This is a genomic window from Streptomyces sp. SP18BB07 (assembly GCF_036322545.1).
GTDB classification, from domain to species: Bacteria; Actinomycetota; Actinomycetes; order Streptomycetales; family Streptomycetaceae; genus Streptomyces; species Streptomyces deccanensis.
Genome location: NZ_JAQYWT010000354.1, coordinates 49,012 through 66,048, shown reverse-complemented (window position 1 = coordinate 66,048; position 17,037 = coordinate 49,012). Strand labels below are relative to the sequence as shown.

General features: G+C 70.3%; 1 protein-coding gene. It reads right to left on the bottom strand.

Annotated elements, in window-relative coordinates:
- Positions 1-2: 2 nt before the first annotated feature.
- A complete protein-coding gene (locus PUR53_RS36120; protein ID WP_329911083.1) occupies positions 3-17,036 on the bottom strand; it encodes a hypothetical protein in 17,034 nt (5,677 codons plus the stop codon).
- Between the last annotated feature and the right edge of the window lies 1 nt (position 17,037).

Here is a 17,037-nt window from a genome sequence, read left to right as displayed (position 1 = left end):
CCTCATCGGGTCGCGAGCAGGCCCAGGAGGAACGCCCGAAGGTCGTCATCCAGATACCAGTCGCCGTTGAACATGGACTGAAGGGACCGAGCGAGGGTGTCACCGGTGTCCGGTTGCGTCTGCTGGCGACGCAGGATGCGGCTGAGAGCGCTGCGCCGCATGCGGCGGGCGCCCGGCTGGCCGGTGTGGGTCTGGTTGAACCACCACACGCGCTGGGCGGCGTCCAGGTCTCCCAGGTGCTGGGCAAGGTGCTGCGCCAGGGCGTGCCCGGCAGTTCCCAGCCCGTCGTCGGCGAGGTCGGCGACGGTGATCCGCTGCCCGTCGGGCTCGTAGCGGCCTTCGTCGCCGTTCACGGCCGTCACTCGGCGCGCGGCCGGGGAGTTGAGCCACGACCGCGGCACAAGGCGCTGCACGCCCCGTACGGCCCGCTCGGCGTCCGGCGTGGAGTCCGGGCCGAACACGATGCCGGCGTTGCCCTCGGGGCCCATGTCTCGGATCTCGGCGAGGACCGCCGAGACGGCATCCGGGACGGCTGCGGCGTACCGGGTGCGCAGGTTCGTCCACTCCCGGCGCGCGGCGGCGGCCTCCGCCCGTGCCGCGGTGATCTCGACCTCGAGGTCGAGGTCATCCAGGGTGCCGCCGGTCCGCGCCGCTTGCAGGTTGACCAGGCGCCTCTCGGCGGTGGCCACATAGTCGTCCGCACGCTGCAGCGTGCCGTGCGGGTCCCCGTCGAAGTCGTCACCGAGGGCGGCGGCAAGGCGGCGGGTCACCTCTTGGCCGACGTCGTCACCAGCCGCCCGCAGGGCCGCCATGTGGCGAAGCGCGGTGAGGCCGGGGCCGCCGTCCGCAGCTCGGTCCGGCGACCACTGAATACGGTCGCTGCGGCCCGGGAGCCGTCCGGCGGCGAGCTGCGCCCATGTGGTGGGCTTCCACCAGGTGACGCGGCGCCGTGTCTGACCGAAGCGTCCGGGATCGGGCATCAGCCCGGCCCAGTGGGAGACCCGGGCAGCCAGGGAGTCCCCGTTGGCCGCGGGCAGATCGAGTGCACGGTGCAGGCGGGCCAGGCGCCGGGTCTCCGGCCACTGACGTATGCGGCGGGCGAGTCGGCCGAGGAAGGCACGCAGGCGTCCCAGACGCTCCCGGGCGCCCTGCCACTTCTCGGCGATCTTCCTCGCACCGGCCATCACCAGTTCCATCAAGCGCTTGGCAAGGCGGATCAGGAGAGCGACGACCCGTGCGAGCAGCCCGGGTTCCCGTCCCGCCTGCGGATTGGCGGCCGCCACCCGCTGAGTGATCCGGCGGGCGGTGGCCTGCCGGGAACCGTCCATCTGCCGCGTGAGGGTGCGCGCGATCCCCTCGGCGTCGCCAGGGTCCACTCCTGCGGCCTGGAGCTGCCGCAGGAGTGCGCTCACGGCCTCGTCGACGTGCCCGACAACGGTGCGGGCGACGTCCACGTCGCCATCGGTGTCGGGCTGGCCGGCGCTGCCTCCAATCTGGTCGGGGATGAGGCTGAGGAGGTCACGGGCCCGAGCGGCGAGGTCCTCGTCGCTCTCGTCGGGCAGGGGCTCCAAATCGTTGATGGTGCGCAGGGCAGCCCGCACCGTCGCAGCGTGGGCGTCCTGCCGCGCCCGCTTGAGAGCCTGCAGGGCGGATGCCCGGTCTCGGCCGGTGAGTCCCGCGGCGTCGAGCGCGGCGGATCCGTCGCGGCGGACGTTCTGGCGGGCGTCGCGCAGGGCCTCGGCGGTGAGGCGCTGGGCGATCTGCTCGCGCAGGGCGTGGATGTCGCCGGGCGGCTCCGTACCCGCGACGGCCTCGTCGATGATGCGCGCGGCGAGCGTCCGGCCGTGGTCGCTGACGATCCGGTCGACGTCGCCCTGCGCGACCTGGTTGGGGTCGCGGGGCGTGCCTGCCGGGGGCAGAGACGGGGTGGGCCGGTTGCGGTCGTAGACGTTCACGGCGCGGCCGTTGTGCAGACCGAAGTCGTGCACGTTGCCTTCGTCGTCGACGCCGGTGAGCTGCATCCACCAGCCGTTGCGCTGCGGCTCGCTGACGATGGTCAGCCTCCGGTGGCCGTTGAACTGGTAGCCGGTGCGGCTGACGGGCGCGTCGATGACGTCGCCGACGCGCAGGCTCCCAGGGAGGACACGGGCGACGGGCGCCGTGGGCTGGTCGGGCGTGTCCGCGGGGTCCGGAGTAGCCGGCGTGGTGGGTGCGGCCGGAGGGGTCGGCGTGGCCGGGTCCGCGGCACCCGCGCGGCGCATCGGGCCGCCGGGGATGCCGAATCCGGAGTCGCCTCCGGCGTCCGTCACCCCATCGGCGTCGTCGACGTCCGGGGGGGTGACGGGGTCCGGCTGCGCCTCGGGGAGCAGCCACACCGTGTTGGTTCCGGGCACGACCCGACGTCGCCACTGGTTGTTCCCGTCCTCAAGGAGGAGGCCTCGCATCCCGCCGGGCGCCTCTTCCACGTCGATGACGCGGTAGACGTGGATCTCGTCGCCGCGGCGGGCGTCCGGCATAGCCACGTAGTCGCCTTCACCGAGCTGGGACACGTTCATGGGCCGGGGCCGGTTGAAGCCGGGCGGCGGGGTCCAGCCGGCCGCCCGGTCGAGACGGTCAGCAGCCCGCAGGGCACTGCGCCCCTCCGGGGTCGAGGGGTCCGCGGACGCGCGAAGCTGGCCGGCGAGCCCCCTGGCGTGGTCCGGCGACAGGGGCAGGTTCTCCGTGATGCGAACGGCGCCCTGGTGCGCGTCAGGGTCGTCCTCCGGACCATCGGCGAGGTCGCCGATGACGTCCCGCTCGTCGGGTGACAGCTCCGGATCGACGGTCGGGCCGGTGACCGGCTCGACGCGTCGGGGCGGCTCGTGCACGGTCAGGTCGTCCCGAGTCTCCGGGGCGTCCTCCGGACCGAGTTCGGGGGCGTTGCCGTCGGCGTCCTGGGCCCGCAGGAGGACTGTGGAGGCGTCCACGTCGATCTGCCCAATCTCACCGGTGCTGGTGTCGGCGTAGTTGATGGTGACGCGGTCGCCGTCGCGGTTGATACCGGTAACCGCGACGGTGGTGGGCGTGCCGTCGAGGTCCAGGACCACGACGTCGTCCTCCTTGAGGTCCGCGGCCGCCGGGTCGTCGATGCCGGTGACGGGATCGGTACTCGGGCCGTCGTCGCGGACTTCGCCGGCGACGCGAAGGTCTCCGGCGCTCCGCGTGATGGAGCCCTCTGCGGTCGTGATGGTGACGCGGTCGCCGTTGACCTCGTCGACGGGCCCGAGGAGAGCGCCATCGGTGTCGGTCACGATGTGCCGCGGGGTCACGCGCTGCCCGGACGAGGTCCAGCCGTCGGGACGGTCGCCGCCGGTCACGGTGAGGGTGTTCGGCGACAGGCCGTCGGCGCTGTCGTCGTTGTCCCAACGCACCGACACCGTGGTGTTGGTGGCGCCGGTGACGGTGCCCTCTCGGGTCTGCAAACCGTCAACGCCTGTGACGGTGCTGCCCGGGAACAGGCCCCGGCCGTTCCGGTCGGCGGGGACCGCATCGGGCAGGTTGCCGGTCTGGACGGTGCTCTGGGCACCGCTGGCCGGAGAGCCGGGTACCACGTCGTCGGGCGCCTCGGCCCGCGCTGCGGCGGCGTTCAGTGGCGTGAAGACATTGCCGCGTTTGCCGCTGCCGTCCGGGTGCTCCGTGACGTACGTGCGCAGCAACCGCTCGGTGCGCCCGTTGCGGGTGACCTCCACGTCGACGGGGCCTGTGTAGACGTATCCGGACCGCGTGACGGCGCGGCCGTTCCTCGTCCGGCCATCCATGCGGACCATGTCGCCTTGCACCAGGTCCCGGACCCGTGCCCAGTGCGCAGGCTGACCGCCCACGGGCTCGGGCTCTCCCTGCGGCTCGTCGGCCGGCGCCGAAGGCGTGGCTGGCTTCGGCTCTGCGGGAGCGCGGTCCGGGGCGGGCTGCTGCCGCGCGGCGGGTGAGGCGGTTCCCGAGGGCTCCGGCTGTGGCGTTTCCGCGCGGCGGTTTCCGTCATCCTCACCCTCTCGGGGGCGACGGAATGCCGTCGGCCGGCTCGGGTTGTCGACGAAGCGCAGGACGGGCAGGGAGGTGAAGCGCGAGCTGTCGCCGTCGATCTCCTCGGCACGCTCTGCCGTGCTGGAGTCGTAGTCACCGCCGATACCGAAGGGCCACTGACCGACCTGGGTTTGCCCGCCTACGGCCAGGTCACCCGCGAGTCGGCCGCGCATGGTGACGGGGCGGTCGTAGCGGTTCGGGTCCAGTGCGCTGACGTCGTCACCGGTCTGGGATTCCCGTACGTCGACCGGGACGCTGTACCCGTCGGAGATCTGCTGCGCTCGCCACTCGTCGTAGTACCGGTCGAGGGCCCGCTCCCGGTCAAGGTAGGCGCGGGCCTTGTCGATCTGGTAGTCCGGCCAGTCGGCGAGTTCGCCGGAGTCAGCGCCGTCGACCATCCGTTGGGCGATGGCCTCGCCGAGGACTTCGCCGTTGGGCCCGCGCCAGGTACGAGCGCGTTCCACGACGTCGGGGGCATCCCACGGGAACGGGTTGCCGTCCGTGTCGCGGATCTCCTCCAACAGGCGCGCGTACTGGAGTGCCTGCTCCCGGCTCCGGGCCTGGAAAAGGCCTTCCATCGAGCCTGGTGCTGCGACCCACCACCAGGGCGCGTTGTACTGCGTCTCCTGGTTCGCGTCTCGGATGGTGAGGCGCCCGCCCGGCGTGAGTTCCAAGGTGGGGTTGTCCGCGACGGCGTTCAACCGGTCTTCACCCGGTCGGGATTGCGGGCTGCTCGGTTCGTCCAGGTCGCCGCTGCGGATGCGGTCGCGGATCCCGTCGAGGTCGTTGAAACGCGGCGTGCTCGTCTCTGACGTGTCGGTGCTGGCAGCGTCGGCCGAAGGGGCAGCGCTGGTCATGCCTTCCGGGGCGCCGGTGCTCGGCGTGGCCTGGCGGCGCTGCTCCTCCTCATGGCGCTGCCGCTCTATGCGGTCGTTGTCGCGGTACTGCTGCCGGAACTGGTTGTAGGTGATGCGGCCGCCGTTGGCCTTGAACCAGTCCTTCAGCTCCTCACTGGCGTACTCCTCCCAGCGGCGGAACTGTGCGAGTCCGCCGCCGGAGAACAGGTCTCGTTCGTTGATGCCGCTGCCGTACTTGTACTTCGGGTGGTAGAAGTAGCCGTTCGTAGCGTCGATGGCGGCCTGGTAGCGGGCCTCGTCGAAGTCGGCGAACTCCGCACGGATGATGTCCTCACGGGTGCGACGCACGCGTGGAACGTCGGCGCCACCGAAGCCGAGGGCCTCGTCGACGGCCTTCGCGCGGCGCTCTGCCTCCTCGGCGTCGGCCGGCGGGGTGTCCGGAAGAACACTGCGAACGCGCTGGTCGGTGTAGTCGTCGCGGCGGTCCATCTCCTCCATGAGGCGCTTCTGATCGTCTTCGCTGAGGTCGTTGCTCCACGCGTTGACCAGGGCGTCGTCGTCCAGGCTGGTGAGATCGTCCGGCAGGGGCGTGCGCTCGGGCTCCGGTCGTGCGGTGGCGCGCTGCTGCTCGAAGTCGTCGCGGGCGGCGTGGAGGGCGCGCTGCAGGTTGCGTCCTTCCCCGTCTCGCCACTGGGCGACGGTGCTCGGGCCCCACGGCCTGTCCCAGTCGAAGGGCTGTCCGTCGCTGCCGGTGATGTCCTCGAAGCGGGCGGCGAGTGCGCGGGCCTCCTCCGCGTCGTCCGTGGCCAGGGACAGGCCAGGCAGATTGTTGCCGTTGCGGGCCTGCGCAAAGTGCCACAGGGTGGTGCCGTCGTCCTGCGGCTCGGGCCACGTCACCAGACCACCGCCCGGGGACAGTGTCAGACCGTCCCGGTCGGCTGCCTGGGCCAGGGCTGCGCGGCGCTCCGGAGTGTCCTCGGCGGCCGTGAGCCCATCGCCGTTCTTCCATGCGCGCCGCAGGGACGCGACGTCGCGGTGCCGTTCGGGAGAACGGCGGCCGCGCGGGTCAGCGCTGCCCTCGCTACCTCCTTCCCCTCCGCCGCCGGCGTCGAGGGGCCTGAATCCGGGGAGGTTCAGCTGCGGCAGGCCGAGTCCGCCGGGGCCACCAGGACCTCCGGGGGCGCCGCTGCCTCCTCCGCCGTTGCGGCTGCGACGCCGACGGCGGTTCCGGTTGTCGTTCTGGTCTTCCTCGTTGTCTGTGTCCGGGGTGTCGTCGGGGCTGTCGTTGTCGTCTTCATCATCGGCGGGCGCATCGGGTGTGCCGGCGCCGCCTTCGTCGGGGGCGCCGTCCGGGTCGGCGGCATCGCCATCTCGGCGTCGCTCGTCGTCCTGGTCCTCGTCGGAGTTCTCGCCCGTCGTGGTGCCGGAAGCGTCGTCCTCATGGGGCTCGTCGTCGCTGCGGCTGTCGTCGTCCTCGCCCCTCGCGATCCGGGCCGCGCGGCGGAACAGCTCTGCCGCGCGCTCCCCGCGGGGCCCGCCCACCTCGTATATCTCCGCGAGCGAGTCGAGACGGTCCGCAACGTCACGCAGCTCGGCGTCCGGGTCGTCGGAGTTCTCCGCCCGGTCCATGGCGTCTGCAAGGTCGCGGATCTCGGGCAGCGCGTCACCGCCCGCCTGGTCGAGGGCGCGCTCGACCAGGCGGGCCATGCGGTAGGTGCGGTCCTTGACGTCGCTGCGGTCGCTGTCCGGGATGGCTTCAGGCTCGTCGACCGCAGGCTCATCGACGCTGTCGGGGGTCCCGTCGGAGTCGGGCGTGCTGGAGTCGTCGTCGTTGGAGCGGCCTGCAGTGTCGTTGTCGGGGATCTCCTCGTCTGGGTAGCGCAGGCGTACCTGGGCGTCTGCGTTGTAGAAGCGCTCCTCACCGTCGTCGGTGACGATGCGGGTCCGCCCGCGGGGAGTGCGAACAGGCGCCTCCGCCACAGTGTGTGTGCGGCCGTCAGCGTCGGTGTACCGGTCGCCGGGTGCGAGGTCCGCAGCGTTACGCATACGCGCGGGGCGCAGGTCGCTGGTGTCGCGGCCCTCGGCATCAGCGAACAGGTCCGGCGTACCGAACTCGTCGGCGGGCCTGTCCTCGGGGTTGTCCGGGTCGGCAGCGCTGTTCGCCTGGCGGGTGGTCGGCTGGTCGACGTCGAAGAGGCCGCCGGGATCCTCGGTGGTCTGCTTCGGCTTGGGCTCTTGCTTCGGGGTGCGGCCAGCGCGGCGGGCTTCTTCCGCTTCAAGGACCTGCAGGCGAGTGCGGTCGACGCCGTCCAGCTCCCCGCCGTTGGCCATCTCGCGGCCCATCAGCTCCACGATCTCGTCGCGGATCTCCTCGTTGGTCATCGAGGACGGCGCCTTGGACCCTTCAGGGCGTACGGCGTCCAGCTGGCTGGACACCTCATCCGGCGTGAGGGTGACAGTGTCCTCATCGGAGCCGTCTGCGTTGAAGGTGTCACGACGTTGGCGAAGCTGCTCCGCGATGGCTCCGACCTGTATGCCGAAGCCGCTAGCCCGCTCGTCCGGTGTCATCTCCAAGTCGTAAAGAGATTCGGCCAGATGCAGCGCGGTGCCGCTGGCAGGTCCGAACGTTTCTCCTGCGGCTTCACCCCACTGCTGGTCCAGGAAGTTGAACAGCTCGTCAGCAAGCTGCGCAACACGGTCCCGCCCCCCGTCGGCGAACTGCTCGCGGTACTGCTCCCTCAGCGCATCAAGCACGCGCCGGTTGTCGGCCTTGTCCTTGCTGAACAGGCCGTCAACTGCGGGCGTGGCGGCGCTCTGCTGCTGCTCGCCGTCGTCAGTGTTCGGCACCTCGAGGTCCGTGTCGGCGGCTGCGGGGTCCCGGTCGTCGCCGTTCGGTTCCGGGGCGGTCTCGGGGGCGTTGCTGGGCTCCGGTCGGATTCGGGCGAGGGCTTCGCGCACCTCGTCCTCGGAGAGGCGCACGGTGTCGTCCTGCTCCGGCGCTGGGTTCTCCTGGTCCCACCGCGCGAGGTCGGCGACGGCCTTGTCTACGACGGTCTGCAGACGGCCGCGTTCCTCCCGCCGCTCCTTGGCGATCTTCTCTCGCTCGTCCTTCTCCTTGTACCGGTTCTTGTCGAGTTCGTCGGGGTCGATCTCGGGCTTCGCGTCGAGGTTGGTGACGCGAGCGACGATCTCCTCGAGCAGGTTCGCCCGCGCGCGGGCGTGGTCGATCTGCGGGGTGAGGTCGGCGGCAGCGTGCGCGGACTGGAGCAGGGCTATCTGTTCGTCCAGCTCTGGGACCTTTGCCCGATCCGACTCCTGCAATGAGGGTGCCTTGTCGAGGGCCTTGGACAGCCGGGTGATCATGCCCGATCCGGCGCCCTTCTTGGACAGGTCGTCTACCGTCCGCTCGAAGTCGGAGTTACGCAGATCCAAGAAGCCGACATGCGCAACGAGCTTGCCGTCCGCGGTCTTCTCGGTGCGAACGCCGAAGTCGAGGCCTCCGAACTGGCCGATGACGTGCCAGGGGCTCACCCCCTCGACGGCGTGCTCCAAGAGGCGGTTGGTGATCTGCCGGTGCAGGGCCTTGCCGGCGTCGGAGCGCTCACCGTACGGAGAGCCGCCGATGGTCATGCGGAAGCTGTCTCGGTCGGTGACGATGCGGGGCAGGGCCTGCTCGCGTCGCTGGATGCCGTCGCGGGTGGCCTGGGCTTCCTGGCGCAGCTCCTCAAGGGCTTCGGCGCGGCGAATGCGCTCGGAGGCCTCGTTGTGTTGGTCGATCTCGAGGTCCTTGAGACGGCGGCGGGCCTTCATGAGCTGGCTCATGTAGGGGTTGCCGCCCATCTCGGCTTCCATGGTTTCGTAGTCGAACTCGGCGCCGTCGATCTCCTGGACGACGTCGCTGGTGTCGCCTTCCGCCGGCTCCGGCCGCTGGATGTCGACCAGGCCCTCGGCCTTGGCGGCGACGAATCCGGCCTTCCAGCCGTCCATGGAGTTCTTGGTCCCGAAGATGTCGATCTCGACTTCGGGGTTCTGGTTGCCGTAGCGCAGGATGCGGCCGTTGCGCTGCTCCATCTGCGCGGCGCCCCAGTCGAGATCGACGTGCGTCAGGGAGATCATGCGGTCCTGGGCGTTCATACCCGTGCCCGCGACCGCGCTGGAGCCGATCAGAACCGCGATCTCACCTTCGCGGGCCTTACGGAACAGCTCCGTCATGTCCTCGGGCTTGCCGGACTTCTTGGCGTCCTGGACAAAGGCGATCTTGTCGGCGGGGATGCCGCCGGCGACCATGAGCTGCTTGAGTTCGGCGTAGGCGTCGAAGCCGCCCTTGTTGTCGCTGCCCGGGACGCCTTCGTTCAGGAAGATCATTTGGAGGGCGCCGGTGACGGGGTGGTCCTCGTCGCTGCCGTACGCGACCTTGTAGACCCTGTCCTTGGTGGCGTGGAAGCGCTCGATGTGCCGGGCAGCGACGGCCTTGAGCTTGTTGCCCGCAGGTGCGTTGCCGTCGACGAGCCGCGGGTCCAGGGCCACGCTGGTGCCCTCATTGGACACCGCGAGCATGTTGTCGTCGACCAGGGCGCCCTTGCGGGTACGGATCTGCTGGGGCTCACCGTTGTGAATGGCGCGGCCGCGGCCTACGAGGCCCTTGAGGCGCTTCTTCTGGTCCGAGGTGGCGTCGACCAGGATCAGGTTGTGGGAGCCGCCCTTGAGCTTCGGCCGGGGAATGCCGACGTCATCGGCGCGCTTGGTGTCCGCGACCAGGCCCCACATGGTCTTCATGGCGCGCTTGTTGTGGAACTCAGAGAACCGTTCCACGATGCGCAGGCCGGAGCCGTCGGGGGCGTTCTCGATGCGCAGGGTCTTGCGGCCGAAGGTGTTGGCCCACAGGTCCGGAGCGCCCGCCTTGTAGGCGTCCAGCACCCACGGCGCCGCGAACTGGAGCATGGTGAACTGCTCGCTGATGCTGTTCGACAGCGGCGTGCCGGTGGCGAGCGTGATCGTGGCCCGACCCTGGCGACGGCGGTGCAGGTCGGTCGTCTTCTGGTGCAGGTCGACACCGCGGATCGACGCCGGGTCGCCGCCGGCCTCCTTCGAGCGGAAGCCGACGCCCTTGTACCGGTGCGCCTCGTCGACGACGAAGTAGTCGAAGCCGAGGTCGTCCCAGTACGTCTCGCCCGGCCGCCGCATCGGTGCGGCGTTCTTGTTGATGTTCCTGCTGACCGTCGCGATGCGCTGCTCGATCTTCGCGACGATGAACGGATGGGCGGGGTTGTCGGCGTCCTCGTACTGGCGGTCAAGCTGCTCACGCAGCGCCTCCAGCTCCCGGAACTCGTACTCGTCCTGAGCCTCCGGGCTCATCTTGATCGAGCCGAACGCCTCTTCCGTGAAGATCACCAGGTCCGGCCTGTTGGCGCGCAGCCACTCCAACGTGCTGCCGCGCCGGTCGCCGGCCAGATCCGCCGAGGTGATCAGGTGGATATCGGCGTTCGGGTACAGGAACCGGGCCTCGTCCGCCCACTGCTTGGCCAGGTGGTTCGGGACGACGGCCATGGGCTTTTCGATCTGCCCGGACGCCTTGAGCGCCTGGGTGCCCATGACGAGCGTGGACGTCTTGCCGAGGCCCACCTCGTGGGCGAGGATCACGCCCCGTTCGAACTGCATCCGCGCCGCGCCGGAGCGCTGCCAGTAGTGCGGGTTCCGGTCGGGGGTGAAGCCCTCGAGCGTGGGCGACATGCCCTCGTACGAACGGACGATGTGCCCGTTCATGATGCGGTTGTACGAGTTGGTGAGGACCGTCAGCCGGTCGGCGTTCGCCGTGGCGTACTTGGCAAACTCGGCCCGCATCTGGTCTGCCTTCTGGCGGATCAGGCGGGACGTCGCCTCGTCGACTTCCTTGCGCTTGTCGTCCTTGTAGACGGTCAGCGAGCCGAAGCCGAGGAGCGCGCGGGCGATCTCGACGGCCGACTTGCCGCGGGTGCCCTTCTTCTCGTCGGCCGGGACGCCGTACATGAGGTTGTTGGCCTCGGGCACGCGGCCGGTGTTGAGAATCCAGCCGTACCGGTCGTCATGTGCGACGTTCAGGGTGCGGTCGCCCAGGTACTCGCGCAGAAAGCCCTGCAGCAGCTCGGGCGGCGTCCAGTGCGCGCCCATCTCGGGCGTGAACTGGCCGATGGTGCGGTCTTGTGGCTGTACGGCCTCCAGCGCGGCTACGTTGACCGCGTACGCCGGGTCGCGCTCGGCGGCCTTGCGGGCGATGTCGAGCTTGTCTCGGACGGCACCGGACAGGTAAGCGCCAGCCAGCTCGAGGCGGTTGGTCTCTGGATCGGTGAAGACCTCGTTGCCGAGGCGCTTCAGCGTCTCCTCTCGGGTGAGGTCGAGTAGGCGAGCGATTTCCCCGAGGTCCACTTCGCCCTCGGCGGCGACGACCGCGGCGAGGGCCGCCTTCGGGTCGTCGGTCGATGTCAGCGGCTGGTGGCGGGCGGCGGCGCGCTCGGTGAAGACGCGGGAGAGAACCGGCTCGTCCTTGTCGACGTCCCACCGTTCCAGGGCGAGGACGGCCGCAGCGTCCGGGTCAGCGCGGAAGTAGCCCCACGCCGTGGGGCGGCCGCCCTTGGTGCGGTGTTGGCCCGGCTTGGACAAGGGGCCGTACTTCTCGACGTACGAGGCGTGCAGATCACGGAGTTGGGCGCGCAGGGTCTCAGCGCGCTCCTCCTCGTCGTTCTTCCGGTCCAGCTCGCGCAGCTCGGCGGCGACATCGCGGAGCTGCATGAGGGCGCGGAGCTGGGCGGTGTTGCCGTCGGCCGGTTCCAGCAGGACAGGATCGGCGCCGTTTACGTGCTGGTAGAACTGGCCGTCGTCGCCCTCGTAGAGGCGGCCGGTCCAGTCGTTGGCGTGCTTCTCCCGCGCGGTCTGGAGCTCCACGGCCGGACGGTCGTCACCATCAGGGTGAGGCTCGTAGCCGTAGCCGTCGGCCTTCGCCTTGGCAGCGATGTCCTCAAGCGCGGCACGAAGTTGCTCGGCGGCCTTGGCCGGGTCGCCCTGGACGGTGAGTTCCGGTCCGTACGGGCCGGACTTGGTGGTCAGCGTGCCGAGGACGTGCTCAGGATGCCTGTCGAAGTAGGTGTTGACGCGGTGCTTGGTGCCGTTGATGTCCCGCTCGGGAGCGTCCAACCATGACTTGTCCGCCCCCCTGGAGTCGTCCTCGCGCCGCCGGAAAACGAGCACGTCGGTGGTGACCCCGGTGCCGGCGTCGTTGAAGACGCCGGAGGGCAGGCGGACCGCGCCCAACAGGTTGCCGTACCGGGCCATCTGGCGGCGGGCACTGTCGCCCTTGGAGTCGAGCGTCTGGCGGGAGGTGATGACGAGCGTGATGCCGCCGGGCCGGACGAGGGCGATCTCCTTGGTGACGAATCCGTTGTGCAGGTTCTCCGCGGGGTAACGCTTGTCGTCAAAGGGGACCCGGGCGAACGGCACGTTGCCGATCGCGGCGTCAAAGGTGCCCGGCCGGGCGTCGGTCTCCGCGAAGGACTCGTTCAGGACGTTGGCGTGCGGATAGATCGCCTGAGCGATCCGGGCTGTGGTCGGGTCCAACTCGACACCGGTCAGGCGCGCGCCGTCGGGGGCGACGCCGAAGAAGGTGCCCGCGCCGGAACCGGCCTCGAGGACGTCACCGCGCTCGAACCCGAAGGCGCGCAGGCCCTCCCACATTGCCTCGGCGATGGGCTGCGGCGTGTAGTGCATGGACAGCACGCCACGGGAGGCCTGCCGGAACTCCACCGGCGTGAGCACGCGCTGCAGCTCGCTGCGGATGTCGCTGTACTCGGACCAACGCTCGTGGTCGCGGGCGAACTTGCCCTGGCGGGTGCCGCCCTGTTGGTAGCGGGGTTCCTTCTCGTTCGGCTCGGTGGCGAAGATGATCGGCACCGAGCCCCACCCGGACCAACGGGCGAGGACGCGCCTCTCCGCGTCGGTGGCGGAGCGGTTCTCCGACTCCAACGTCTTGAGGACCTTGATCGCCTCGACGTTGGAGGTGGCACGCGCGCGTGCGCCCTTGGGCGCGTCGGCCGGGTCCGGCCGGAACCGCGCTACGCGTCGTACATCAGGTCCCTGATCTCCTGCAGGTGCTGCTCCATCGGCGTCTGCTCCGGAGCCTTCTCCGCCTCGGGCTCCGGCTCGGGCAGAAGCTCCGCCAGAACCATCGCCGTCGCGTCCGCCCTGATCTGCTTGATCCGGCCGACCTGATCCTCGTACTCCGTCGGCTCCGGAACTGTCTCCTCCAGCGCCTGCTCCGCGACCAGAATCCGCGTCTCGATCTCCCTGGCCTTCGCCGTCACGAACGCCTCCGGATCGTCCATCGCCGCCCACTCCCGCGGCCGGTACGTCTGCCAGTGCTCCCGGACCATCGGACTGAACATGTTCATCGTCGTCGCCTCCCAGCGCTGCGCGGAGCGCGGCCTGCTGTGCCTCGATCTCCTCGCGGGAGATGACCTTTTGGTCGTCGTTCCCGCCATTCTTGCGGACTGTCGCGCGGGCCGCCTCAACGCCGTGCAGAGCCACGTTGATGGAAGCGAGCCGCGTCTTGGCCTTCTGCCGGTCGGAACTATCCGCGTCCCGGTCCGTGGCCCGCACGGACATCTCCCGTGCCAGCTCCTCCGTCACCCGGTTCAGCTCGGCGAGGAGGCCCTCGGGCACCCACAGCTTCCGGCCCTTGATGTGGTGGCCCTTTTTGTTGCTGGGCACCAGGGGGTTCACGCCGTCGTCCCAGCCGTACCGGTCCTTGAACAGGCTGTAGAGGTACTGCCGCTCCTGGCTGGCGTTGGCGAGCCGGTCGCGCAGGCGCTCGTTCTGGTACAGCTCGACGAACATCTTCGGCACGAACACGGGGCGCTTACGGCCCCAGGTGCGCTCACCGCGGGTGTCGGGGTCGTTGTCGTACGCCTGGACCATTGCTGCCAGAGCTGCGGCGCGGGAGGGGTAGGCGGTGTCTGCGTGCCCCCAGGTGTGCTTGCCCCAGGTCCACCCGATCTCGCGGGTCTTGTGCCCGTGCGTCTGGTCCCGGTAGTCGACGTAGGCGTACCCGCTGCCACCGCCGATGCTGATCATGCCGTTGTCGTCGGGGTTGTCGACGCGCGCGATCAGTTGCTCGACCTCCGGCGTGGTACTGCGGCGGTTCTGCTCGGCCTCCAGCACGGCCATGCGTTCCTTGCGGGCGGCCTTGACGTCGTCGGTCTCGCTGTACGAGGAGCGGCCGCGGCGAAGCTCGGTGTACTCCGCGCTCAGGTCGTCATCAGTCAGGTTCTCGGGGGCGTCCCGGTCGGTGATGGCCCGCTTCTCCCGGTCGCGGCGCTCCCGCTTGACGTCCTCCAGGCGACCCTCGAGGACCTGCTGCGCCTCCGGCGGTGCCTTGCGGAAGTCGCGCCGGAGCAGGTCGTTGTACTCCTCGGACAGGTCGGCGTCGGTGAGGTCGGCAACGGGCGGACGGTCGGCGATCTGCTCGGCGTGGCGGCTCTGCTGCTCGCCCACGATCGCGTCGTGCCGTGCCTGCAAGGCCTGACGCGTAGTGCGCTCGGCTTCGGGGTCGTCGCCGGCGGCCTGATGCATGCGGACCCGGTCCGCGATGGTCTCGCGGGCCTTCGCCAGGTCCTCCTCGGCCATGGTCGTCAGGTCGGCATCGTCGTCGACCAGAGTTTGCGAGCGGCGGCGGCGCTCGCTGTAGATGGCCCGTTCGACGTCGTTGGCCGACTCGCCCTTGCGGGAGCCGTACGTGCTGCGTTCCTCCTGCGACTCCTTGATGCGGGCGGCAATGTCGTCGTCGCTGAGCGATGTGGCGTCGCGGGCGGCAGCCTCGTCCCGCTCCTTTCTGCGCCGTTTCAACTCCTCGTCGATCATGTCGACCTCAGAGTTCAGACGCCGCCGGTTGGCCTCCGAGCGAGAGCGGTTGATCTGGGTCCACCGGGCGTACTTCATCTGCGAGAGGCGGGCGTCGTCCGCGTCGGCCATGGCCTTGCGCAGCGCTTCCGTCTCGTCGACCGCGTTGGCCGGGGCGTCGGGGGTGCCCGCGCCGGTCTCGTCGGTGACGTGGATGTTGCGGCCCTGGCGGACGAGATTGCCCAGTACCTCGGCGATCCGCTCGTCGCGGGTCGCATCGGTCATGTTGGCCTGGGTCTGCCAGGCGCCTACGGGGCCCATGGTCGGGGCCCACTTCACGGCCTTGACCTTGCCGACGGCGGAGTAGTCGCGCTCGTCGCCCTTGATGGTGCCGCGGAACACCATGACTCGCTTGGCCGGCTGGCCTGGCTTGCCCGGCTTCATCACCCACGCCGCGGTGATGCGGTCGCGCTGGTTCGGGGCCTGGGCGGCGCGGTGCAGGCGAGCCATCACCGCGGCGCCCTGCGGCGGGTACGACGGGACGGGGACAGTGACGCCGTCGATCTTGGCCTTCGGCGGGTAGCCGCGCTCGCTGGTCACGGCGACCTGCCCGTCCGGGCCGTACAGGGTGATGGCTCCGCCGTGGTTGACGAAGTGGTAGCCCTCAACACCCTCGACGGGCTCGGCGTCGTCCGGCAGCGCCTGCGCCTGTGGCTCCTCCGGGGTCTCCGGTGGCTGCGGAGCGGCAGGCGCCTCCGGGGTGGCGGCCGCCGTCGGGGTCGCCGCGGGTTCCCCATCCGCGGCGTTGTTGCGATGGAACCTCTCTGCGGCAGCGTCGAGGACTTCGCTCATTGAGCGGTTGTCATCGGAGCGCCAGGTCTGGATACGGGTGTCGGGGTCCGACAGGTCCAGCGGCTTGCCGTCGTCCCCCATCGGAGGGTTCTCGGCGAAGGACTGGGCGAATGCCTGTGCGTCCTTCTGGGAGGTCCACCGGCGGCGGAGCGGCGCCCCACTGCCGGTGGCGGCCAGGTACCACTCGCCGTTCTGGTCCGGGCCGACGACGAACTGGCCGCGGCCGACGAGCTTGAGGCGGTCGTTGTTGATCAACCCTTCGAGGAGTCGCGCGGCGCGCTGCTCACGGAGGCTGTCGGGGCCGATGTCGTTGATCTGATCGAGGCGCTGCTGCCAGTGGGCGCGCACGGCCTGCAGGGTGCTGAACCGCTGTCCGTTGTTGCCGGTTGGACTGTCTGCGGTGGCCTGCTTCGGAGCGGCCGCGGGCGCTGCGGTGGCGTCGAACTCCCGCCGGGCCCGCTCGATAGCACCCTGGATGTTCTCGCCCTTGGTAGAGCGCCAGTCGCGGGCAGCGCGGTCGAGCTGCGGGTCGGAGAAGTCGAACGGCTGGTTGAACTTGGTGATCTGCCCGTTGACGGCGGTCTTGTCGAGGTGTTCGGCGAACCGGGTGGCGTCCTCGGCGGTGTTGAAGTCGCCGGCGGCGTTCATGCGCTGTCCGGTGCCGGTGGCCGTGAGGTACCAGCGGCCGGAGTCGTCGCGGAGGATCGCCACCCTGCCGGAGGGGGTCACCCGCAGGTCGTCGTCGAGGGCCACCCAGCGCAGGAAGGTGGCCATATCCGGGGTCGTGCCGGGGCGCTCGGCTACCTGCGTGAAGTGGCGACGGACAGCTGCGGTGTCGGCGTACCGGGCTCCGTCGGCGTGCCGCCGGTTGGGCAGGGCATCGACGTTGACCGGGTGGGCGCCGTCTTCGGGCTCGTCCTGGTCGTCATCGTCGTCCGGGCCGTCGCCGTCGTCTTCGCCGATGGGGCGGCCCTGGTCGTCGTTGTCGTGCGGGTCGTTGGGGGTGTCGGGGTCGCCGTCGTCGTCCCGGGCCACGCCGTTGCCGCGGCGCGGGTCCTGGGTACGCCGCTCGTCCTCTGCTGCGACCTTCTCTTCGTCGTCGGTGGGCGCGGTGCCGTCGGGGCGGGCGACCATGCTGACCCACTTGGCACTGGTGGTGTGCCTGCGCCCCGCGAACTCGTTGGGGCCGCTCTGGTCCTGGACGAGGATGCGGTCGTGCGGGAGCGCCCGGACGACGCGCGCGAGCTTGCCGCCCCACAGCCGGACCGTTCCGCCGGTCTCGATGAACCGGCCCTTTGAGTCACGAGGATGCAGAGCGGGGTTCCACGGCCTACGCGTGGCCTTGACCTCGAGGTCGCGACTCAGGTCCTGCGACTCAGCCTGTGCAGTGGGGCGATTCAGCATG

Coding starts and splice junctions, on each gene's coding strand:
- PUR53_RS36120 (WP_329911083.1), bottom strand. CDS start 17,036: ATGCTGAATCGCCCCACTGCACAGGCTGAGTCGCAGGACCTGAGTCGC.